The 22,112-nt window shown below is 55.5% G+C and carries 17 protein-coding genes; 4 read left to right on the plus strand and 13 right to left on the minus strand.

What is annotated here, in order from left to right; translation table 11 throughout:
- Window positions 1-76: 76 nt before the first annotated feature.
- From asnS to ACOTYH_RS02730, 3 genes are all read left to right on the plus strand, one after another.
- Complete coding sequence (gene asnS, locus ACOTYH_RS02720) at window positions 77-1,477, plus strand: asparagine--tRNA ligase (protein ID WP_015570955.1); 1,401 nt, start codon at window positions 77-79, stop codon at window positions 1,475-1,477.
- Between the two features lie 606 nt (window positions 1,478-2,083).
- On the plus strand, window positions 2,084-3,142 hold the full coding sequence (gene ompF / locus ACOTYH_RS02725; RefSeq protein ID WP_017384819.1) for a porin OmpF: 1,059 nt from the start codon (window positions 2,084-2,086) through the stop codon (window positions 3,140-3,142).
- 184 nt (window positions 3,143-3,326) lie between these two features.
- Window positions 3,327-4,517, plus strand: coding sequence for an amino acid aminotransferase (locus ACOTYH_RS02730; protein WP_017384820.1), 1,191 nt, complete (start codon window positions 3,327-3,329; stop codon window positions 4,515-4,517).
- Window positions 4,518-4,570: 53 nt separating this feature from the next.
- Here ACOTYH_RS02730 and ACOTYH_RS02735 read toward each other — a convergent pair whose 3' ends face one another.
- From ACOTYH_RS02735 to cmoM, 7 genes are all read right to left on the minus strand, one after another.
- Window positions 4,571-5,218 carry an MBL fold metallo-hydrolase gene (locus tag ACOTYH_RS02735; RefSeq protein WP_032619969.1) on the minus strand — a complete coding sequence of 216 codons (648 nt, stop codon included), beginning with the start codon at window positions 5,216-5,218 and terminating at the stop codon, window positions 4,571-4,573.
- Between the two features lie 20 nt (window positions 5,219-5,238).
- Window positions 5,239-5,790: a YcbK family protein gene (locus ACOTYH_RS02740; RefSeq protein WP_003858202.1), complete on the minus strand. Its 552-nt coding sequence runs from the start codon at window positions 5,788-5,790 to the stop codon at window positions 5,239-5,241.
- 175 nt (window positions 5,791-5,965) lie between these two features.
- Window positions 5,966-7,789: a L,D-transpeptidase gene (ldtD, locus tag ACOTYH_RS02745; RefSeq protein ID WP_032647901.1), complete on the minus strand. Its 1,824-nt coding sequence runs from the start codon at window positions 7,787-7,789 to the stop codon at window positions 5,966-5,968.
- Window positions 7,790-7,968: 179 nt separating this feature from the next.
- Entirely contained in the window at window positions 7,969-12,417 is a 4,449-nt protein-coding gene (gene mukB / locus ACOTYH_RS02750; protein WP_421637538.1) for a chromosome partition protein MukB, read from the minus strand.
- On the minus strand, window positions 12,417-13,121 hold the full coding sequence (mukE, locus tag ACOTYH_RS02755; protein ID WP_017384823.1) for a chromosome partition protein MukE: 705 nt from the start codon (window positions 13,119-13,121) through the stop codon (window positions 12,417-12,419). Before mukE ends, mukB begins: the two co-directional genes overlap by 1 nt.
- The gene (gene mukF, locus ACOTYH_RS02760; RefSeq protein ID WP_421637539.1) at window positions 13,102-14,424 is read right to left on the minus strand and encodes a chromosome partition protein MukF; all 1,323 of its coding nucleotides are present in this window, start codon (window positions 14,422-14,424) and stop codon (window positions 13,102-13,104) included. The genes mukE and mukF overlap by 20 nt, the downstream gene beginning before the upstream one ends.
- Before the next feature lie 3 nt (window positions 14,425-14,427).
- The gene (cmoM, locus tag ACOTYH_RS02765; protein ID WP_003858212.1) at window positions 14,428-15,207 is read right to left on the minus strand and encodes a tRNA uridine 5-oxyacetic acid(34) methyltransferase CmoM; all 780 of its coding nucleotides are present in this window, start codon (window positions 15,205-15,207) and stop codon (window positions 14,428-14,430) included.
- Between the two features lie 120 nt (window positions 15,208-15,327).
- Between cmoM and elyC the strand changes: the two genes are divergently transcribed.
- Window positions 15,328-16,107: an envelope biogenesis factor ElyC gene (gene elyC / locus ACOTYH_RS02770; protein WP_421637540.1), complete on the plus strand. Its 780-nt coding sequence runs from the start codon at window positions 15,328-15,330 to the stop codon at window positions 16,105-16,107.
- On the opposite strand, the gene ACOTYH_RS02775 is transcribed toward elyC, so the two are convergent.
- From ACOTYH_RS02775 to msbA, 6 genes are all read right to left on the minus strand, one after another.
- On the minus strand, window positions 16,084-16,977 hold the full coding sequence (locus ACOTYH_RS02775) for a YcbJ family phosphotransferase (RefSeq protein ID WP_003858216.1): 894 nt from the start codon (window positions 16,975-16,977) through the stop codon (window positions 16,084-16,086). The two genes, elyC and ACOTYH_RS02775, sit on opposite strands and share 24 nt — an antisense overlap.
- Window positions 16,978-17,119: 142 nt before the next feature.
- Window positions 17,120-17,866, minus strand: coding sequence for a 3-deoxy-manno-octulosonate cytidylyltransferase (gene kdsB, locus ACOTYH_RS02780; protein ID WP_421637541.1), 747 nt, complete (start codon window positions 17,864-17,866; stop codon window positions 17,120-17,122).
- On the minus strand, window positions 17,863-18,045 hold the full coding sequence (gene ycaR / locus ACOTYH_RS02785) for a protein YcaR (RefSeq protein WP_003858220.1): 183 nt from the start codon (window positions 18,043-18,045) through the stop codon (window positions 17,863-17,865). The genes kdsB and ycaR overlap by 4 nt, the downstream gene beginning before the upstream one ends.
- 45 nt (window positions 18,046-18,090) lie before the next feature.
- On the minus strand, window positions 18,091-19,320 hold the full coding sequence (locus tag ACOTYH_RS02790) for a winged helix-turn-helix domain-containing protein (RefSeq protein WP_421637542.1): 1,230 nt from the start codon (window positions 19,318-19,320) through the stop codon (window positions 18,091-18,093).
- A 43-nt stretch (window positions 19,321-19,363) separates the two neighbouring features.
- Complete coding sequence (gene lpxK / locus ACOTYH_RS02795; RefSeq protein ID WP_421637543.1) at window positions 19,364-20,341, minus strand: tetraacyldisaccharide 4'-kinase; 978 nt, start codon at window positions 20,339-20,341, stop codon at window positions 19,364-19,366.
- On the minus strand, window positions 20,338-22,086 hold the full coding sequence (gene msbA / locus ACOTYH_RS02800) for a lipid A ABC transporter ATP-binding protein/permease MsbA (RefSeq protein WP_003858227.1): 1,749 nt from the start codon (window positions 22,084-22,086) through the stop codon (window positions 20,338-20,340). Before msbA ends, lpxK begins: the two co-directional genes overlap by 4 nt.
- Window positions 22,087-22,112 lie beyond the last annotated feature (26 nt).

A 22,112-nucleotide genomic window follows, 5' to 3' on the forward strand; every position in this document is an offset into this window, starting at 1 on the left:
GGCAGGTAACATAGATATCCCCCCTATAAGGGCGGACAAGTGTTTATTTTTTCCGACTATTAACAGAGAGAATATTATGAGCGTTGTGCCTGTAGCCGACGTACTCCAGGGCCGTGTCGCCGTTGACCAGGAGGTCACCGTGCGCGGATGGGTGCGTACTCGCCGAGATTCTAAAGCTGGCATCTCCTTCCTCGCCGTCTATGACGGTTCCTGCTTTGATCCTGTACAGGCCGTCATTAATAATTCTCTGCCCAATTACAATGATGACGTTCTGCACCTGACAACCGGCTGTTCCGTGATCGTCACCGGTGTTGTGGTGGCCTCTCCGGGCCAGGGTCAGAGCTACGAAATTCAGGCGACCTCGGTGGAAGTGACCGGCTGGGTTGAAGATCCTGACACCTACCCGATGGCTGCAAAGCGTCACAGCATCGAATATCTGCGTGAAGTCGCGCACCTGCGTCCGCGCACCAACCTGATTGGTGCGGTTGCCCGCGTGCGTCATACGCTGGCGCAGGCGCTGCATCGTTTCTTTGACGAGCAGGGTTACTTCTGGGTTTCTACTCCGCTGATCACGGCTTCCGATACCGAAGGCGCAGGTGAAATGTTCCGCGTTTCAACGCTGGATATGGAAAACCTGCCGCGTACGCCGGAAGGTAAAGTCGATTACGACAAAGACTTCTTTGGCAAAGAAGCCTTCCTGACGGTTTCCGGCCAGCTCAACGGTGAAACCTACGCCTGTGCGCTGTCTAAGATCTATACCTTCGGCCCAACCTTCCGTGCGGAAAACTCCAACACCAGCCGTCACCTGGCGGAATTCTGGATGCTGGAGCCGGAAGTGGCCTTTGCCGATCTGAATGACGCGGCAGCCCTGGCAGAAGCGATGCTGAAATACGTGTTTAAAGCCGTTCTCGAAGAGCGCGCAGACGACATGAAATTCTTCGCTGAGCGTGTCGATAACGACGCCATCGCCCGTCTTGAGCGCTTCGTCTCCGCAGACTTCGCGCAGGTGGATTACACCGACGCGGTCGCAATCCTGGAAAAATGCGGTGAGAAATTCGAAAACCCGGTTTACTGGGGCGTGGATCTCTCCTCCGAGCACGAACGTTATCTGGCAGAGAAGCACTTTAAAGCACCGGTTGTGGTGAAAAACTATCCGAAAGACATTAAGGCGTTCTATATGCGCCTTAACGAAGACGGTAAAACCGTTGCCGCGATGGATGTCCTCGCGCCGGGCATCGGTGAGATCATCGGTGGCTCCCAGCGTGAAGAGCGCCTGGATGTGCTGGACGCGCGTATGCAGGAGATGGGCCTGAACCCGGCGGACTACAGCTGGTATCGCGATCTCCGTCGCTACGGCACCGTTCCACACTCCGGCTTTGGCCTGGGCTTCGAACGTCTGATTGCTTACGTAACAGGTGTTCAGAACGTACGTGATGTGATTCCATTCCCACGCACACCGCGTAACGCAAGTTTCTAACCGACCAAATCATTAATGGCCAGCAAATGCTGGCCATTATTTTATCCTGCAATGTCAGTTTTCGTCAGTCAGAAGTAAGCGTCTTTAAACCACAACCCCGCTATTACCTCTACCTGTTACGTTTTGTTTCCACGAAATATCCTGAGACAAAAAAATAACCCCATTCTTATTGCGCTTAAAACAATCCTTACGCATTAGCATAAAAAACAACCAATTTCACAGCCATCTGGATGGCTTTTATCGATCATAAGAAAAAATGAGCCGTTTAACTTCTGTTTATACGAAAGGCCTTTAGCTAAATTAAACATAAGGAAATCATATATATAAGAATAAAGCGGATGTTTAATTCGCCAGGTGGCACTGAAATTTGAGGTGCTTCACAAAGTTCCCAAAAATACATATTTAGTTACACATATTTTCTTTTGGTAACTGAATCTTGAAGATTGTAGCACTTTCAGTGTAGCGAAACGGTTCTATGAATGGAAAGATGCCTGTCAGACACATAAAGACACCTAACTCTCATCAATAGTTCCGGAAATATTTATTGACAGAATTTATTGGCGGCAGTGGCGAGTGTCATAAAAAAACCAATGAGGGTAATAAATAATGATGAAGCGCAATATCCTGGCAGTGGTAGTCCCTGCCCTGCTGGTAGCCGGTGCAGCAAACGCTGCTGAAATCTATAACAAAGACGGCAACAAATTAGATCTTTACGGGAAAGCAGTTGGCCTGCATTACTTCTCTGATTACGCGGGCAACGATGGCGACAACACTTACGCGCGTCTGGGCTTCAAAGGTGAAACTCAGATCAACGATCAGCTGACTGGCTACGGTCAGTGGGAATACAACTTCCAGGGTAACAACTCTGAAGGTGGCGATGCACAGAACGGCAACAAAACCCGTCTGGCATTCGCAGGTCTGAAATTTGGTGACGCAGGCTCCTTCGACTACGGTCGTAACTACGGTCTGGTCTATGACGCAATCGGCATCACCGATATGCTGCCTGAGTTCGGCGGCGACACCGGCGCGAGCGATAACTTCTTCGCAGGCCGTACGGGTGGTCTGGCGACTTACCGTAACAGCAACTTCTTCGGCCTGGTTGACGGTCTGAACTTTGGTGTTCAGTACCTGGGCAAAAATGAACGTGATGACGCAGTACGTTCCAACGGTGACGGCTGGGCAACCTCTCTGAGCTATGATTTCGACGGTTTCGGCATTGTGGGTGCTTATGGTGCAGCTGACCGTACCAACAACCAGCAGACGCTGGAATGGGGTAAAGGTGACAAAGCTGAACAGTGGGCAACCGGCCTGAAATATGACGCGAACAACATCTACCTGGCAGCTATTTATGGCGAAATGCGTAACGCAGCGCGTCTGGGCAGCCGTGGTTTCGCTAACAAGTCTCAGGACTTCTCTGTCGTCGCTCAGTACCAGTTCGACTTCGGTCTGCGTCCATCCATCGCTTACTACAAATCTAAAGCGAAAGACGTAGAAGGTATCGGTGACGAAGACTACATCAACTACATCGACGTTGGTGCGACATACTACTTCAACAAAAACATGTCTACCTATGTTGACTATCAGATCAACCAGCTGAAAGACGACAACAAGCTGGGCATCAACAACGACGATATCGTGGCTCTGGGTCTGGTTTACCAGTTCTAATCAGCACACCTCGTTGTTATATGCTTAATGAACAGGGCTTCGGCCCTGTTTTTTTATTCCTGAGAGAAAATAATAGCGACTTTTGAAAAGCCGCACGCTTTTCGTCGCAAACGGTTGGCATTTTGTAAATCTACCGTTAACCTGATAGCGGATTTCACTTCTGTAATCACAATGGAACTTCGTCATGTTTGAGAACATTACTGCCGCTCCTGCCGACCCAATTCTGGGCCTGGCCGATCTGTTTCGTGCCGACGACCGCCCTGGCAAAATCAACCTGGGTATTGGTGTATATAAAGATGAAACCGGCAAAACTCCGGTACTGACCAGCGTCAAAAAAGCTGAGCAGTATCTGCTGGAAAACGAAACCACCAAAAACTACCTCGGTATTGATGGTATCCCTGAATTTGGTCGCTGCACCCAGGAGCTGCTGTTCGGCAAAGGCAGCACCATTGTGAGCGAAAAACGCGCCCGCACGGCGCAGACCCCAGGCGGTACCGGCGCACTGCGCGTGGCGGCAGATTTCCTGGCGAAAAACACCTCTGTGAAGCGTGTGTGGGTAAGCAATCCAAGCTGGCCGAACCACAAGAGCGTTTTTAATTCTGCGGGTCTGGAAGTGCGTGAATACGCCTACTACGACGCGGCAAACCACGCGCTGGATTTCGACGGTCTGCTGGCCAGCCTGAGCGAAGCCCAGGCGGGCGATGTGGTGCTGTTCCACGGCTGCTGCCATAACCCAACCGGTATCGATCCTACGCTTGAACAGTGGGAACAGCTGGCTAAGCTGTCCGTTGAAAAAGGCTGGCTGCCGCTGTTCGACTTCGCTTACCAGGGCTTTGCCCGTGGTCTGGAAGAAGATGCAGAAGGTCTGCGCGCATTCGCCGCCGTGCATCAGGAGCTGATTGTCGCAAGCTCCTATTCCAAGAACTTTGGTCTGTATAACGAGCGTGTCGGCGCCTGTACGCTGGTGGCTGCTGACGAAGCAACCGTCGATCGCGCATTCAGCCAGATGAAGTCCGTGATCCGCGCTAACTACTCTAACCCACCGGCACACGGTGCGTCTGTGGTCGCGACGATCCTGAGCAACGATGCGCTGCGCGCAATCTGGGAACAAGAGCTGAACGATATGCGTCAGCGCATTCAGCGCATGCGTCTGCTGTTTGTGAACACGCTGGCTGAGAAAGGCGCTGACCGTGACTTCAGCTTCATCATCAAGCAGAACGGCATGTTCTCCTTCAGCGGCCTGACCAAAGAGCAGGTGCTGCGCCTGCGTGAAGAGTTTGGCGTGTATGCCGTTGCCTCTGGCCGCGTGAACGTTGCAGGTATGACGCCTGACAACATGGCGCCGCTGTGCGAAGCCATTGTCGCGGTGCTGTAACCTGCACCCATAAAAAAAGCCTGCATCGCGCAGGCTTTTTTATTTTACCGGGTTTACCAGACAGGCATTTCATCCTGAAGGAACGGGTTATGCAACCGCTCATCGCCCAGCGTCGACATCGGTCCGTGTCCAGGGATAAACGTCACATCATCACCTAACGGCAATAACTTCTGCTTAATCGACTGAATCAGCTGACCGTGATCGCCGCGTGGGAAATCACTGCGTCCTACGCCCCCTTTGAAAATCACGTCACCGGAAATCAGCAGGCGCGACACGTCATCAAAGAAGACAATATGGCCGGGCGTATGCCCGGGGCAATGCAACACCTGTAAAGTTACATTCCCCACGTTAACGCGATCGCCTTCGTTCAGCCAGCGGTCCGGTGTCAGTGGCTGACACTCATCCAGACCAAACATACGGCTTTGGGCAGGTAGCCCCTGAAGCCAGAACTCATCTTCTTTTTCCGGGCCGATAATCGGCACACCGTAGTGTTCAGCCAGTTCTGCCGCTGCACCCACATGGTCGAGATGGCCATGGGTGAGTAAAATCTGCATCAGCGTTACACCGCTGGCAGCGACTTCCTGCTTGATTGTCCCGGCGTCTCCACCGGGATCGACAAGCGCGGCCAGTTTAGTTTGTTCACACCAGATCAATGAACAGTTCTGTGAGAACGCGGTAACCGGAATAATACGATAGTTCATACTGCTCCTGTGTTTCGTTATTACCAGTGCCGAACCGGCCCGGTATCAATATGCACAAAGTTGCTACGTGGGTAGTATCCTACACCACCTGCGCGCATAGATAACGCCGCTTTGCGAATATTGGCTAACGAAACGCCTTCAATATGGAAATCCATCGCCTGCCCTTTAGTGTGATAGCTTTTTTTCGCTACCCCACGGCTGTGGGCGCGCAGTTCATTGTTGGTATCCAGAGAGCGATAGCCAGAAATGAGTTGCACCGGCCTTTTGGTCCCCAGCAGTCCCTGCAAGCGGTAAAGCTGATCGAATAATCCAGGGTCGATGGCTTTGATTTTATTCGCGCGGAAATCACGGAAAAAATGGTTGAGTCTTGCTAATTCATCCTGAATATAGCCTCTGCCATCGAAAAATTCCGCTTTAAGCGTCTCACCAGTATGCAGATTGTTGAGCGTTAAAATACGCGGACGAGGTGTCGAGAGGGTGGCAAATGCTGGCGTCGGAAGGATGGCTGCTGCGCCCAGCGCAACGCCACCTAACGCCAGCAATTTGCGGCGATTAGCGTCAAATTTGTCCATGATAATCAGGTCTACAGGTAAAAGAAATTGTCAATATGCTTAGCGCACGAAGGGCACCATAACTGGCAAAGCCTGCTACGTCAAGGCGCCCAACCCCAGTGAATACGCGGCTTGCAGCCAGATCGCCTCATATTCACCATAACTTACGACAATCATTTTTACCGAACTACTTCATTTACCTGATTAATTGTTCCGCTTTTGGCAAAATTTGTGCGCCGGATCGCGCTGTCAGATCATAATTGTAAATATCTGTACGATACTGGGTGCGTCCGTCCGCGCCTACAAACGCCGTCAGATAGTAAAGATTGACCGGAATATTGTGGCGAATATTGACGTAACGCGTATCCCCCTGCTTCAGGGCATCTGATATCCGCGTATCGTTCCAGCCTGCATCCTGCAACAGCATATTCGCCAGCTCGGAGGCCTTGTTCACGCGGACACAGCCCGAGCTGAGCGCGCGTGCATCTTTCTGGAACAGATTATGGTTTGGGGTATCATGCAGGTAGATAGCGTCCGAACTTGGCATATTGAATTTGTAACGTCCCAGCGAGTTATGTGCGCCAGGTGCCTGCTGAAAACGAAACGGCAGGTTCGAAGGCGTAATCGTTGACCAGTCGACCATCCAGGGATCAATCGCTTCTTTGCTGTTCCAGCCACGCATCACCGTATAGTTATGTCGCTCCAGATAACCCGGGTCATTCCATACCTTAGGCAGGATATCTTTGCGCGCCAGCGTCGGCGGCACGTTCCACGGCGGGTTAACCACCACGTTATTCAGCGCGCTGCTCATCATTGGCGTTTTTCGGTCAGGTCGGCCGACAATCACGCGGGACGCCAGCACTTCGCTACCGTCCTGATAGTAGACCAGGGAGTACGCCGGAATGTTGACCATAATGCCGGTGGATAACGTGCCCGGCAGCAAGCGCAAGCGCTGGATATTCAACGCCAGCACTCCTGCCCGCTGGGCCGGAGAGACGTTCAGCCAGTCGCGAGTAGATGGACCAATCACGCCGTCAGCGCCAAGCCCCTGCGCGGCCTGGAACTGCTTCACTGCGGCGACCAGCTCGCGATCGTAAGCGGCGGGCTTATTGCTCAACGCAACGGCCGTTTTCTCTTTTACCGGCGCCGACGGGCTGACGACCGCATTTTGCGTCTCGTCACCGGGCAGCGCAATTTTAGGGCCGCTGTCAAGAATGCCGGAGCGTTTCATAATTTCGCGGATCGCAGGCACATCGCTGCTCCACTGCCCCGGACGCAGCGTTGTGGTGCCACGCAGCTGAGGCCACGGGCGGGAATCCGCAACCAGCTCAAGAAGCGACTGATGCATCGTGGCATATTGCGGATGGGCAGGCGCAAGGCTTGCGATAAAGCGCGGCAGTTCGCCGTTATCCAGCGACAGCTGCCACTGATTAATGACGGACAGCGCAGGCGTCGCCAGCTTGTACGGTTTACTGCTGTATAACCAGCGGTTGCCGTTCACCGAAATCCCCGCCACAAACTGTAAGTAGCCCATCATGGCATCAGACAGCACCACGTCACGCGCCTGTCCGGTAACGGCAGGGTCGGTCAGGAGCTCAACCCAGGTCGTGAACTGCGGCTGAAAGCCTGCAATCGCCACTTCAGCCAGCTGCTGCTGGAAGGCTCGTACCGCCTCGCGATTTTCCCACATCGGTTTCATATCGCGCGCAGCGTAAAGCAGCGTGAGCTGGTTAATATAAGCGGGAGTATAGCCCGAGGGCAGGCCGGTCATAAGCTGCTGGCGTAATGATTCAGTATCGATGCCTTCCGGCAGCGGTTTAATGCCGGCCATGATGGCCGTCGCCGGAGACTGATCCAGCGGTTGTGACAGCGACGTCGGCTGCGCGCCCATCGTCGCGGAGCTGTCAGTCGGTACAATTTCAGGCTCATCGGCCTGAGCGGTAAACAGTGGAGCAAACATCACTGTCAGGCACAAACTCAGCGCAGACAGCTGACGACCACGATTTTTCTTAAGCAACATCCCTTGCCCCCTGTTTTTCACGACATGCCCATTATTCTGGAGCTTTCCTTCAGTATAGAAAGGCATACTCGCTGCTGCCTTACCTTATGTAAAGAAGTTTAAAGATAACGCAGCCCTGTACACAAGTTAAGTGAATAAAAAAAGCGGCGCATGAGCGCCGCTATTTGTCGCACCCCGGGTTAAGAGGCGTCAGCCGTGCCCGGTAATGACTCCGGTGGCTGCGGGGCGAAACCACGCAGGCCCACGACGTGTACGTGTTCACTGTTCTGAAACACCTTACGCACCAGCTTATAGGTTGTCCCTTTTTCCGGACTGATGTTTTCCGGCGCCGCGATGATGAGCTGCATATCGAGTCGCTCGCAAAGCTCAAACAGCGTGGCGATGGAGCGGGCGTCGAGACGCGCGGCTTCATCGAGGAACAGCAGACGGCATGGCGAGATGTCTTTGCCGCGCAGACGACGCGCTTCATCTTCCCAGCTCTGCACCACCATCACCAGAATCGACATACCGGTACCGATAGCTTCACCGGTAGAGAGCGCACCGGATTCCGCGCGCAGCCAGCCGTCTGAGCCACGGTTAACCTCAACTTCCATTTCCAGATAGTTGCGGTAGTCCAGCAGCTCCTCGCCGATGGTTTGCGGCGTACGCTGGCCCATGTCAATCTGCGGATTCAGACGCTGATATAGCTTCGCCAGCGCTTCGGAGAAGGTCAGGCGGTTACTGTTGAACAGATCCTGATGCTGTTCGTGCTGTTCAGACAACACGTCCAGCAGCGTGGAGTGCGCCTCACGCACGTTCACGTTCAGCCGCACGCTGTTGACCTGGCCAAACGACACGCTTTGCAGGCCCTGGTTCAGCTGACGGATACGGTTCTGCTCGCGCTGAATGGTTTTACGAATAATATTCGCCACGCTGCGGGAGCTGATTGCCAGCTTCTGCTCGCGGGAGGTCAGCTCCTCCGTCAAACGGCCCAGCTCGATCTCCATCTGTTCGATCGCTTCCACCGGATCGTCGGTACGGATGATGTCCTGACGAATACGCTCGCGTAAGTGCTGATAAACCGCCACGAAGAACTGAATTTTGCGCTCAGGACGCTTCGGATCTTCGGACATACGCAGCACGTCGCGCAGGTGTTCATTGTCCGCCACCGCCAGACGCAGCGCGCCCAGCGCCTTATCCGACATAGAGCGCAGTTCATCGGCTGACAGGTACGCCAGCTCGCGACGATGCAGACGACGCTCCACGTTGTTATCTTTCACCATGCGCATCACCGCGCACCACCCCGCCTTCGCGGTCACAACCTGTTCACGCATCTCATGATAGTCACGCTCCAGCTTGCGCAGGCGTCGCGTCAGGTTGTCCATCTCTGCTTCACAGAAGGTCAGCGCTTTTTCCAGCTGATTACGACGCGCGCGGTTGTTACTGAGCTGAGCATGCAGTTCATCGCGGCGAATACGCGCCCGCTCTTCTGCACCGCTGTCGGCGCGAACGCCGATGTCCTGCAACTCTTTATGCAGATCGTTTAACAGCTCTTTCTTGGTGTCGAAGGAGCTTTTCAGCGAGGCCATGACCTGGCTGTACTGGCTCAGCTGTGCGGCGTGAGTACGCATCGCTTCACGGGCGCGCGTACGCTCTGCTTCGGCCTGCTCAAGACGCTGGCGCAGCTTTTCATTAAGATCGCTGTTCCCGCTCAGCATTTCTGCTGAATCGGAGTAGCCGAAGTGTGCGCGACGTTGCACCACTTCCGTCAGGGCAAACGCCTGCTGACGCGCTTCGCGCTGCACCTGCTGTGACCAGGCATAATCCTCTTTTAACTGCTCAAACTGTTCCGGGTCGCTCTGGAGAACGGAAACCATCGGCTCCAGTTTTGCCAGCTGATTGCCGTGCTGCTGCACAAAGCGCGCCGCTTCCTGCGCTTCGTCCAGACGTTCCTGAATTTCGTCCACGCGGTCGGCGAGCGTATCGTCCGCCAGCAGGTTCAGGCGCGGCAGGATACGGTTAAGGGCCGCAACGCCCTCTTTCGCCTGCTCGAACTGCACGCGGCTTTGCTGGTTGTCATTTTCATGGCTGGCAAGCGCACGCTCCAGCTCACCACGGCGGGTGTTGAGCTTGCGAATTTCAGCTTCCGGATCGGGCTCAAAGGCAACGCCCAGGTGGCTGCCGATAAAGCGGCTGAACGCCTGATGCAGACGCTGCGTTTTTTGTACATCAAACGACAGGGTTGCAAAACGCTCAGAAAGCGTTTCGCGCTCGGCGTGCAGGCTTTCAATACGGTTTTCACGCGCGGCGCGGCCAAACAGCGGCAGTTCCGGGAAGCGCGAATAGCGCCACTGGCGATCGGCGATTTTCACCACCACCGCTTTTTCCAGCTCGTCGACGCTGAATACGCTGTCATCAAACGACTGCGGATCCCCTTCGATGAGGTAGAGATCTTCCGGGCAGTCTTCCAGCCCTGCAAGCTGGTCCGAAATCAGCGACAGATCAGGCACCACAATCGCGTTACGGGATGGACCGTACAGCGCGGAGAAGTACGGCGCATCGTCCAGGCCGACATCGTCGTAAATTTCAGACAGCAGCACGCCGCCGAAACGCTCGGCTAAGGCATTCAGGCGCGGATCTTCTGAGCCGCCAGGCTGGCTTAAACGCTCGATCTCTTCATCGACGTCACGCTTGCGCGCACCCACTTCGTCACGCTCAACAATCGCTTCACGCTCGCGCTCCAGCAGCTGTTGCATGTATTCGGTGACGTCCTGGCTGGAGGAAAACTCCTGGCCACACTGTTCGCTGAGCTGGTTCAGGCTGCTTTGTGCAGCCAGCCAGATCGGCGCACGCTGTAAGAGCGTCTTCGAACGCGACTGAAGCTGTTCCAGCTCCTGACGCAGCGTCATGCGCTGTTCGCTGGCGTTCGATACGGTATCCGACAGGGCCGCAATACGCGCTTCCAGCTCCTGGTGCAGGGCCTCAAGCTCGTCGAAATCGTAATTTTTACCCTGACGCTTGCAGAATTCCGCCAGCAGACGCTCGGCTTCCTGCTGTTCACGCAGACGCTGTTCCAGCTCGTTCAGGCGCATGCGCAGCGGCTGCACCTGTTCGGCCAGATGGCGTTGATTGACGCCGTCGCGCAGCAGCTCACGGGCAACGTCCCACGCTTCGTTACGCGCCAGCGGACCGTTGATCGCCACCACCAGCTGGTACGCCTGCTCAAACTGGCTGTGCGCCGTTTGCGCCACGCTCATTTTCTGATCGAGAGAAAGCAGTTTCTCAGTGGCTTCCTGCTCTTTGGCCTGGAAGGTATCCAGCCATTCGTCAGCGCTTTCCGGGGTCAGGTCCGGCAGATGGCACAGCTCTTTGGCACGCTGCAACGCCTGCAACGCCTGGTTGTACTGAATCGCACGCGTCTGCTGCACGTCCAGCGCCTGCTGGTAATCAGCAAGCTGGTTTTTCAGCTCATCCACTTCCAGCTCGGCGGCTTCCGCGCGGGCTTCGTTCTCTTCCTGCAATTCGGCAGCTTCGGCCACCACTTCATTTTGCTCTTCAAGACGAATTTGCAGCTCATCCAGATCGGCTTCATAGCGCTCGATTTTTTCCTGCTGACGCAGCGCGGTCTGTACCAGGTTCAGGTGATCGCTGGCCGCCTGGTAATCGGCTTCCAGATCCCCTTCCGCACCGTTGTGCTCGCCCAGTTCGCGCGCCATTTCGACATGCTTATACTGCTCAGCCACCAGCTGTTTGCGGGAGGTAAACAACTCGCGGCGGTATTCCAGCGCCTGATCGAGATGAATACGGCGCTCGTTGGCGTGGCGCATATAGTCCGCCGCCACGTAGTTGGTGGCTTCGCTGATCAGGTGCTTAAACAGGTCGCGGTCAGACTGTGTGACGCGAATCGCTTCCAGCGTCATGCGGTTTTCACGCAGCGCGGCTTCCATATCCTGGAAAGCCTTACGCACGCCGCTGTTTTCCGGCAGCAGGTAGTCGCGCAGGGAGCGCGTAATGGCGCTGGAGATACCGCCGTACAGGGAGGCTTCAATCAGACGGTAGTATTTACTACGATCTGACGCGCTGCGCAGACGACGGGCTACCACGCCGAGATCGAACATCAGAGAGTGGTAGTCGGTAATGGAGTTAAACTGCTTAAACTGCACGCCTTCGATAGCTTCCAGCTTGTCCTTCAGCTCCTGAAGCGTGAGGACGCGCGCCTGACGTTCATTCAGGGTTTCCGTCAGCAGCGCGGTCGGCTGTACGGAGGTTGGTAGTCCCTGGATCGCAAACGGTTTGATATCTACTTTACGGTCGCGGCCAGCAACCTGTTGCAGACGCACGCCTACAACCACGCGCTGATGGCGGGAGTTGATGACGTCCAGCACTGAATAACAGACGCCCGCTTTCAGCTTACCGTGCAGACCTTTATCACGAGAGCCGCTCGTGGCGCCCGCTTCAGTGGTGTTACGGAAGTGCAGCAGGGTCAGGTCAGGGATCAGCGCCGTCACGAAGGCCGCCATGGTGGTGGATTTACCCGCCCCGTTACCGCCGGAGAGCGTTGTCACCAGCTCATCCAGATCGAATGTTCGGGCAAAGAAGCCGTTCCAGTTGATCAGCGTTAGTGAGCGAAATTTACCGCGTTCAATCATTACTCTTCCTCCCCGCTATCCGGCTGATTCTCTTCGTGCTCGTCATTGAGCTGCAAATGATTTTCCACCGGCATCGCTTCACCGTCACGGATCATGCGCAGCTGCGCTTCACGCGCATCGTCACCCGCACGCACATCGGCGCCAAAACGGAAGACCGATTCGGTAATACGGAACTTGCTGCTGTCGTGACCCATGAACCAGACCATTCCCAGACGGCGCAGACGGTTCAGGGAAGAGCGAACTTTTTCCTGTAATTTCTGACGGTCCAGATCGGACCCCGTTGAGCGGTTATTCACCAGCTTGAGCAGCTTGCTTTCATCCGCCAGCGACAGCAGCTCATCGTAAAGCTCCTGCTGGGTGAAGATCCCTTCATTCGCCAGACGTTCCGGGCTGAGATAGAGGTAGCAGAGAATTTTGCCGACCATCATATCCAGTTCGGAAAGCACCGAGCGCGGAATAAGCGTGGTAGAGCGCGGACGCAGGTAGAAAAAACCTTCCGGCGCGCGGATCAGCTCAACGTTATAGCGAGCGTAAAACTCTTCCAGGTACTCCTGAAAGTCCATCAAAAAGGCGTGATTATCCAGCTCGTCAAGGCCAATGTGACGACCGGCACGCAGCTGGCTATCCAGCGCCGGAAACAACGGATTCGCCAGCGCCTGTGCCAGCTTAACTGGCATCACGTGTTCAATATTTGTCAATGACATGCGCCTGTACCTTGGCTCCGTAATCGTTAATCGGCTGCCACTTCGGCGGCAGTCCGGTGAAATCGGCTTGTGCGATGCCCAGGCGCACCGCCTGGTCTACAACAATGCGGGCAACATCGAAGTGGCGCGCGCGCGGATACTGCGCCAGATAGTCGCGTACCACGAGGCCAAGATCCAGCGGTGCTTGTCTGGTTTTGTAGACAGCGAGCTGTTCTTCGATCATCGCCGCAAGCTGCTCGCGAATTTCGTTAAATTCTTCGTATTCCAGATCCGGTGGCAGTTCACCGGTGACCTCTTCATCACGCAGCGCCATCTCTTCGTCGCGCATATCCAGCAGACGATCGGCGTTGGCGTAGGTCAGCGCCCACGGCGCATCGAAGTAGGTCTGTACCGACTGGCGCAGACGTTGAGCAAAGACGCGATTCTTATCCATATCGATGGCGGTACGGATAAATTTATGCACGTGGCGGTCGTAACCGATCCACAGGTCGATCGACTGCTGGCCCCAGCTGATAATGCGGTCAAGCTTGCTCTGCAAATCAAACACCAGACGGTCGATAAAATGCAGATCGTCGTGCGCCATCGTCGCGTCCTGGATGCGTAGCAGATTGGCCTGTAGCTTATCTCCCGCCGCCTCCAGCGTATCCTGCAACTCACGCAGCGTACCCGACGTTTCTGACAGCAAGAGTTCACAGCTGGAGATGGCCGCACGCCAGTCTATATTAAGCAGTTGAGCGATATCGTCTTTCACCTGCTGCTGCTGTTCGTCCATCAGACGTTGAGTCAGATCGATACTGTCGAAAATCTCGGCAACCGAATATTTCAGCGGCGCGTAAACGTTGCGATGCCAGTGGAATTCATCACCGTTTTCATCAGCCGCGTCGGCGGCACGCTTCAGCTCGCCTGCAACAATAGAGAGCTGCATGGAGAGACGCAGCGTGGAAAATTCGCGCTGGCGGATGTAATAGTCGGTAATGCCAATGCCCAGTGGCGTAAGACGATAGATGGCGTTTCCTTCCGCCTGCTCGCTGGTAAAGCGGTTCAGCAGACGTTGACGCACCATATCATTGATTGCGTTGTTGGCACGCACGCTAATGGTTTCGCTGGTTTGCTCAAACGCATCACTGACGTGGCGGAACGCATCCACCAGTTCGCCTTCACTCATTTCGCCATCCAGGCGTTCGCCGTTTAGCGTCGCAACCGCCAGCAGGAATGAGAGTCTGTCTACCGGCAGCGAGATGGAGAAATCGTTTTTCCTGGCCCAGGCAACCAGTTCGGGGACTGTCTGGGAAAATTCACTCATAGATTATCCTTGCATCTGCGGCTTGCGCGCGGTGACGTGTATATAGCGGCCAAGGCTCAGATAAGGCTCCTGGCGGCAGTACCGCGTCTCTATTTCTGTTAAGGCGTCTAAACAGTCATCCTGTTTTTGTTTATCACGCAGATAATCATGAAACACCCTCACGCCGGTTTTGCCGGTAATTTCCCAACCGATCTCCTCCAGCCAGCCATAGACCTGCTGCGGTTCACGAGGGAAATCCGGTGAAAGCGTGCGTCGTTTCTTTTTATACATGCCCTGCTGTACATAGCCAAAATTGCCGACCAGCACGTTTCGCATTAGCAGGCCGTTGGCATTGTAAAACATCAGCGATAACGCACCGCCCGGGCGCAACATCGACCACAGCGTTTTTAACATCGCTTGTGGTTCAGCGATCCATTCGAGCACAGCATGAAACAATATCAGATCAACCTGCGTTTCCAAATGCTGCGGAATGTCCTGAGCGGCGCAATGTATAAAATGCATGTTGTCGCTCACACCTTTCTCTTCTGCCGCTCGCCCTGCACGCGCAACCATCTCGGCAGAAAGATCGCAAAGCGTGACGTGATGTCCCCGCTGCGCCATCAGAATTGCAGTCTGACCTTCCCCACCGCCGGCATCCAGCACGCGCAACGGTCGGTCACCGAATTCAGCCAGCAGCTTGTCCAGATCCTGCCAGAGGATCGTCTGACGAAGCTGACCTTTGGTGGTGCCATAAATGTTGCGCGAAAACTTTTCCGCGATGTCATCAAAATTGCGATCCCGCATTGGGAGGGTTCCACTCACTGCAAAACCGCTATTTTGTCACACCCGCGCGGAGAATGAACCACTCTGGTGTAATATCACCGACAATCGCCTGCTGTATGGTTAAAAAAGGAACCAAAAAGGATGCTTTTTACCCTAAAAAAATATATCGGAGGCATGATGCTTCCCCTTCCCCTGCTGTTACTTCTCATCGCGCTGGGGCTGGCATTGATATGGTTTAGCCGCTTTCAGAAAAGCGGTAAATCCCTCGTTACCGTGGGCTGGCTGGCGCTGCTGTTACTCAGCCTGCAACCGGTCGCTGACGGTTTATTACGTCCGATTGAAAACACCTACCCGACATGGCAGGGAAATCATAAGGTGGGCTATATCGTCGTGCTGGGCGGCGGGTATACCTGGGATCCGAACTGGGCGCCCAGCTCGAACCTGATCAACAACAGCCTGCCTCGCCTGAACGAGGGGATCCGCCTGTGGCTGGCCAATCCGGGATCGAAGATGATCTTCACGGGCGCTGCGGCAAAAACCAACCCGGTCAGTACCGCTGAAGCAGGAGCAAGAGTGGCTGAATCGCTTGGCGTACCACGTTCCGCCATCATCACGCTGGATAGCCCAAAAGATACCGAAGAAGAGGCGGCGGCGGTGAAACAGGCCATCGGTGATGTACCGTTCCTGCTGGTGACCTCTGCTTCACACCTGCCGCGCGCAATGATTTTCTTTGAGAAGCAGGGCCTGCATCCGCTTCCTGCTCCGGCAAACCAGATGGCTATTGACGCCCCGCTCAATCCGTGGGAACGGATAATCCCGTCCCCGGTATGGCTGATGCACAGCGATCGCGTCGGCTACGAGACGCTTGGCCGCCTCTGGCAGTGGCTCAAAGGTTCGTCAGGCAAGCCAGGGCAGGAGTGATTTTGCGGCCAGATCGAAACTGGCGCGATTAAAGCGCCCGGTGTTGACCAGCTGCGCCACCTCATCCCAGAGAAGATAGAGCCAGCGTCGCCAGAGAAAGGCCTCCGCAACGGGGGCGCGCTGAAGATAGTGCCAGAGCAAATCTTCCGCCGCCCCGCCCTCGCTCAGCCTGAACAGTTCGTACTCGCGCGGCGCCCAGAGCATGATCCCCGGCCCGACCATCGCCAGCAGCTGGTCGCTGCGCGAGTCTTTAAGCATACTGCGCAACGTGAAATTGCCGTGAACCAGCACGCAGTTGTCGTTAAAGCCCTCAAACAGCGTCGGCAGACACTCCCGGGTGCGGAATAAAATACGTTTGTCCTGCATCGTTAAACCGGTGTTGTTGAACTGGTTCAGCGTGCCCCACAGCACCTCGACACGCTGGCGATACCACAGCGGCCACAGGTTTTCCTGCGTACTGTCTACCGCGCCAACAAGACCCCGGCTGTCCTGCCGATGCCAGGCAAGCAGAGCCTCGACAATCTGATCTTTCAGCTGTTCCCAGCGCTCCGGTGTACGCGTCGGGGCTTCAACAGAAACCCCGCGTAAACGCTCGATAAGCAGAACATCCGGGCCGGGATGCTCCTCATGGGTCATCACGCCGTAGACCGTCGGCATGCGGACAGTCCCTTCCCGCGCCAGCATCGACATTTTCCAGGCCAGCTGTCTGGCGACGCCCGGCGAGGTAAAACTTCTGGCCATCAGCGGCATGGGGTTTCCCTGACTGTCGTACAACGACCAGAGTGCGGTATCGGCCTTTTCATTCACGCATTCCACCCGGCTTAGCTTTTCGCCAAGGAGATGGCTGAGTTCAGCACGCAGCTGTTCCATATGAGATTACCCCCATTAAGACTACTGCTTTTATAATGAGCGCGCGAAACCCGGATGTCACCCGGTAGAGATCAATAATGAAAAAGAAAAGGAAAATAGCCAGGCGGGAGAACATCCCCCCAGACGAGGGGATGCCAGCGAATTAACGCATTTCGACGCGTACGCGCTCGAGATCTTCAGGGGTATCCACGCCGGTGCCTGGGATTTCCTGGGCAACCGCAACGTGAATTTTCTCGCCGTACCACAGCACGCGAAGCTGTTCGAGCATTTCAATATGCTCCAGCGGGCTTGGTGCCCAGGCGACGTAGCGACGAATAAAGCCGGCGCGGTAGCCGTAAATACCGATGTGGCGCAGGAAGGTTTCGCCGATTGTCTCTTTCGATTGCGCGAAACGATCGCGATCCCACGGAATGGTGGCGCGGGAGAAATAGAGCGCGTAGCCCTCTGCGTCCATGACCACTTTCACCGCATTCGGATTGAACGCCTCTTCAGCGTGGTGAATCGGCACCGCGAGGGTCGCCATCCCGACCTGACGCTGTGCCAGGTTGTCGGCCACCTGACGGATAATCGCCGCCGGGATCATCGGCTCATCGCCCTGCACGTTCACAATCACCGTATCGTCGCTGAAACCGCATTTTTCGACGACTTCCGCCAGGCGCTCGGTGCCTGACTGATGATCGGCACGGGTCATGCACACTTCCCCACCCGCGGCCTCAACCGCGCGCGCAACATCTGGGTGATCGGTGGCGACGATGACGCGTCCGGCGCCCGATTCGCGTGCCCGTTCAAGGACATGCACAATCATCGGTTTGCCATTGATATCCACCAGCGGTTTACCTGGCAGGCGCGTTGAAGCATAACGCGCAGGGATAATGACAACAAAACTCATGGTTTGATCTCTTCTGCCACCAGGGAACGGGCTTCATTTTCCAGCAGTACCGGAATACCGTCACGCAGCGGGAACGCCAGGCTGTCCAGTTTGCAAATCAGCTCTTGTTTATCCTGGCTGTAATACAGTTTGCCGTTGCACACCGGGCAGGCAATAATTTCAAGTAAACGGTGATCCATAGTTCCTCCGTATGGGTAATCGCTAAAGCTTATCACATTCCCTTTTCAGGGAGTGCCTGTTTCCCAGCCACCTCGACAGGTCGTAAACAGCCCCGCAGGCACGCGACCGAGTACAATTTCATGCGCCCCCTGCCAGCGGGCAAATTCACTGAGCGCAGTCGTTAACCCTTTTTCCAGGCCAGCCGTCACCTTTATGCCCTCTTCAAGCCAGAGCGCGATAATTTCAAGCATGCCGGTTTTACGGTGCATTTTAGCGTCCATGCGCCCGACTAGCTGGCCTTTGTGCAGCAGCGGCAAAACAAAATAACCATACTGCCGCCTGGGCGCCGGAGTGTAGCATTCCAGACGGTAGCTGAAATTAAACAACTGCCCGGCCCGCTTTCTGTCCCAGACCACGGGGTCGAACGGCGACAGCACGGCACTGTGGGTCGCCTGGAGTTTGCCCTCCTGCGCCTGCGCCAGCAGAGGGAACAAATCCGCATGCAACCACATTTCACCTAACGACTCTACCGAGACCGGCATGACGCGCTGTTCGCGCTGCCACGATTCCAGCAGTGGTTTTAGCTGCGGCTGACGCAAACGATAATAATCCGCCAGCCACTGTGGGCGGAAGATGCCAAGGCTGCGGGCGCTATTCCCGAGCATGATGGCTTCGGCTGCGTCCTGAGACAGCAGGTCACGCGTATCGTCCCAGTGAGGCATAACGCGGTGTGTGAGGTCATAGACGCGCTGAAAGTTGCGACGCTCGACCACCATCACTTTGCCCGACGTAAACAGCCCTTCAAGATGGCGTTTGTGCGGTTTCCACTCCCACCATCCACTTGCCCCTTTTCGCGGGTGTTCAAAATCCGCGGAGCGTACCGGCCCGTTTTCCTGAATATGGGCAATCAGTTGCTCTATTTCATCCGCGTGTTCCACCATCCACTCCCGACGGTATTTCCAGCCCATTTTGTCCGGGGCGAGCATGCGGTGACGCACCAGTGCAAAATCGCTGCGCGGGAGAAAACAGGCTTCATGCGCCCAGTATTCCATCAGTTCGCCCTGACTTAGCGCATTATCCAGCCACTGCGGAGGATAGTTTCCCAGGCGGCTAAACAGGACCAGATACGGGCTACGCGCCACGATGTTAATGGTGTCGATTTGCAGCAACGACATGCGTTGCACGGTAGAGAGGATATCCGCTGGCTGCGCGCGGCGACGGGGCTTTTTCAGAAGCCCCTGGGCGGCAAGATGCAAGTTTCGTGCGGCTGCAAGTGAGAGTTGCGGTAGAGACATGCGTTTTCCTGTCAGTCAAAGCGCCACCGGAACCGCGTAGAAGTTACTGCACTAACGCGAGCAGTTCCTTGAGCAAATGTTCCGGCTGTTCGCCGCTGAGTTCAGCGTCAACCGGCAGATACCACCAGTTTTCTTTCGCAAAGGCCCGGCATTTTACCGCGTCTTTTTCCGTCATGATCAGCGTCTGGCCCGGCGCTGCCAGCCTTTCAACCTCTTCGGCAACTAACGCCTGGTGATCGGCCAGCGGTACTCGTTTTTCCAGTCGCGCGCCGCACTGCTCCAGCGTTGCGAAGAAACGCGGCGGATGACCTATACCGGCCATCGCAACCAGATGTTCCAGTTGCGCGACGTCTTTACGCACGCCGGTCAAGATATTCACGGCCTGTCCGGGACGAAGATACATCGGGATTTCGCCCGCTCTGGCTTCACCACCGTTCACAATCACGGCATCGACGCTCTTCAGGCGCGACGCACGCTCACGCATTGGACCGGCTGGCAGCCACCAGCCGTTGCCAAAACGCCGCACGCCGTCAATGACCACGATCTCTTTGTCACGCGCCAGCGCGTAATGCTGCAAACCATCATCGGTAATAACGATTTGTACGTCATGCTCCGCAAGCAGTGCCTTCACGGCATCACTGCGCACCGGCGATACCGCAACCGGCGCGCCGGTACGCTGGTAAATCAGTACCGGCTCATCACCGGCTTCAGCGGTTGTCGTAGCTGGGCTCAGCACCAGTGGATACTGCGCCGCTTTACCACCATAACCGCGTGAGACAACTCCCGGGCGGATACCACGTTTATGGAGCTGTTCTACCAGCCAGATCACCACCGGGGTTTTGCCGTTTCCACCCGCCGTCAGGTTGCCGACCACCACCACCGGTACCGGTGCGCGCCAGGCGCGCTTGATCCCGAGGCGGTAAAGCAGACGAATAGTACCGCTCACCAGGCCATACAGCCAGGAGAGCGGGAGAAGCAGCACCCACAGAGGGGATTCACCCGACCAGATGCGTGCAATCATTGACCGAACTGCATTTTATGAAGCTGCGCGTAAACACCACGCTGTTCCAGCAGGTCCGCATGGCTGCCGCGTTCAACGATCACGCCATCTTCCACCACCACGATTTCGTCAGCCTGTTCGATGGTCGACAGACGGTGCGCGATAACCAGCGAGGTACGGTTTTTCTGTAATTCATCCAGAGCAGACTGGATAGCGCGTTCAGATTCCGTATCCAGTGCGGACGTTGCTTCATCGAGGATCAGAATCGGGCTGTTGCGCAGCAGCGCACGGGCAATCGCGATACGCTGACGCTGACCACCGGAGAGCAGCACCCCGTTTTCGCCAATGATCGTATCCAGACCGTTATCCATTTTGTTAATGAAGTCCATCGCATAGGCCATACGCGCCGCATTCTCAATCTCTTCACGGCTGTACTCTTCGGTACGGGCATACGCAATGTTGTTCGCCACCGTATCGTTGAACAGATGCACGTTCTGCGAGACCAGCGCGACCTGGTTACGCAGCGACTGGAGGGTATATTCCCGCAGGTCGTGACCATCAAGCAGGATCTCGCCCTGGTCGATATCGTAGAAACGGGTAATCAGGCTGGCAATGGTCGACTTGCCCGAACCGGAACGACCGACCAGCGCAACGGTTTTACCCGCCGGGATGGACAGGCTGATATCACGCAGCGCCGGCACTTCACGGCCTGGATAGGTAAAGGTGACGTTACGGAATTCCAGGTCGCCTTTAGCGCGCTCGATCACGCGTGTACCTTCATCTTTTTCCTGTTCGGAATCGAGGATGCTGAACAGCGTCTGACAGGCTGCCATCCCGCGCTGGAACTGGGCGTTGACGTTAGTCAGCGATTTCAGCGGACGCATCAGCGCAATCATGGATGAGAACACCACGGTAATGGTACCCGCAGTCAGGGTTTCCATGACGCTCGGGAAACTGGCGGCATACAGGACGAAGGCCAGGGCCAGAGAGGCAATCAGCTGAATGATCGGATCGGAAATCGACGAGGCCGATACCATTTTCATTCCTTGCAGGCGCATTCTGTTGCTGACCTTGTCAAAGCGTTTGGTTTCGACTTCCTGACCGCCGAAAATCAACACTTCCTTATGGCCTTTCAGCATCTGCTCGGCGCTGGTAGTCACCTGCCCCATCGTATTCTGCATATTTTTACTGATGTTGCGAAAACGCTTTGATACCACGCGGATCGCGATGGAGACAATCGGCGCCAGCACAATAAGGATCAGCGACAGTTGCCAGCTGTAATAGAACATCATCGCGAACAGGCCGATGATGGATGCGCCTTCACGCACAACGGTAATCAGTGCGCTGGAAGAGGACGACGCCACCTGCTCTGAATCGTAGGTAATACGCGACAGCAGGGTGCCGGTTGACTGTTTGTCAAAGAATGAGACCGGCATCCCCATCATATGGCTGAACAGCCGGCGGCGCATGGTCATCACCACTTTACCGGATACCCAGGAGATGCAGTAGCTGGATACATAGCTGGAGATTCCGCGTAAGATCATCAGCCCAATAACCACCAGCGGCATCCATAGCAGCACTGAACGATCCGTTTTACCGAAACCGTCATCCAGTAACGGTTTGAGAAGCGATAACATAAACGTATCGCTGGCTGCGTTGAGGATTAACGCTACGCCCGCCACGATCAAGCCTGCTTTGAAAGGAGCAATCATCGGCCAGAGCCGGCGGAACGTTTGCCACGTGGAGAGATCTTTGTCGTTATGCATTCAAAAAACCAGCATTTGTTGAAATA

This window comes from Enterobacter cloacae complex sp. SHL001 (assembly GCF_049236825.1).
In the GTDB taxonomy this organism is placed as follows: domain Bacteria; phylum Pseudomonadota; class Gammaproteobacteria; order Enterobacterales; family Enterobacteriaceae; genus Enterobacter; species Enterobacter hormaechei_C.

What these genes read in the sequence shown, in the direction of transcription:
- asnS (WP_015570955.1), top strand. Translation starts at nt 77, where the DNA reads ATGAGCGTTGTGCCTGTAGCCGACGTACTCCAGGGCCGTGTCGCCGTT.
- ompF (WP_017384819.1), top strand. Translation starts at nt 2,084, where the DNA reads ATGATGAAGCGCAATATCCTGGCAGTGGTAGTCCCTGCCCTGCTGGTA.
- ACOTYH_RS02730 (WP_017384820.1), top strand. Translation starts at nt 3,327, where the DNA reads ATGTTTGAGAACATTACTGCCGCTCCTGCCGACCCAATTCTGGGCCTG.
- ACOTYH_RS02735 (WP_032619969.1), bottom strand. Translation starts at nt 5,218, where the DNA reads ATGAACTATCGTATTATTCCGGTTACCGCGTTCTCACAGAACTGTTCA.
- ACOTYH_RS02740 (WP_003858202.1), bottom strand. Translation starts at nt 5,790, where the DNA reads ATGGACAAATTTGACGCTAATCGCCGCAAATTGCTGGCGTTAGGTGGC.
- ldtD (WP_032647901.1), bottom strand. Translation starts at nt 7,789, where the DNA reads ATGTTGCTTAAGAAAAATCGTGGTCGTCAGCTGTCTGCGCTGAGTTTG.
- mukB (WP_421637538.1), bottom strand. Translation starts at nt 12,417, where the DNA reads ATGATTGAACGCGGTAAATTTCGCTCACTAACGCTGATCAACTGGAAC.
- mukE (WP_017384823.1), bottom strand. Translation starts at nt 13,121, where the DNA reads ATGTCATTGACAAATATTGAACACGTGATGCCAGTTAAGCTGGCACAG.
- mukF (WP_421637539.1), bottom strand. Translation starts at nt 14,424, where the DNA reads ATGAGTGAATTTTCCCAGACAGTCCCCGAACTGGTTGCCTGGGCCAGG.
- cmoM (WP_003858212.1), bottom strand. Translation starts at nt 15,207, where the DNA reads ATGCGGGATCGCAATTTTGATGACATCGCGGAAAAGTTTTCGCGCAAC.
- elyC (WP_421637540.1), top strand. Translation starts at nt 15,328, where the DNA reads ATGCTTTTTACCCTAAAAAAATATATCGGAGGCATGATGCTTCCCCTT.
- ACOTYH_RS02775 (WP_003858216.1), bottom strand. Translation starts at nt 16,977, where the DNA reads ATGGAACAGCTGCGTGCTGAACTCAGCCATCTCCTTGGCGAAAAGCTA.
- kdsB (WP_421637541.1), bottom strand. Translation starts at nt 17,866, where the DNA reads ATGAGTTTTGTTGTCATTATCCCTGCGCGTTATGCTTCAACGCGCCTG.
- ycaR (WP_003858220.1), bottom strand. Translation starts at nt 18,045, where the DNA reads ATGGATCACCGTTTACTTGAAATTATTGCCTGCCCGGTGTGCAACGGC.
- ACOTYH_RS02790 (WP_421637542.1), bottom strand. Translation starts at nt 19,320, where the DNA reads ATGTCTCTACCGCAACTCTCACTTGCAGCCGCACGAAACTTGCATCTT.
- lpxK (WP_421637543.1), bottom strand. Translation starts at nt 20,341, where the DNA reads ATGATTGCACGCATCTGGTCGGGTGAATCCCCTCTGTGGGTGCTGCTT.
- msbA (WP_003858227.1), bottom strand. Translation starts at nt 22,086, where the DNA reads ATGCATAACGACAAAGATCTCTCCACGTGGCAAACGTTCCGCCGGCTC.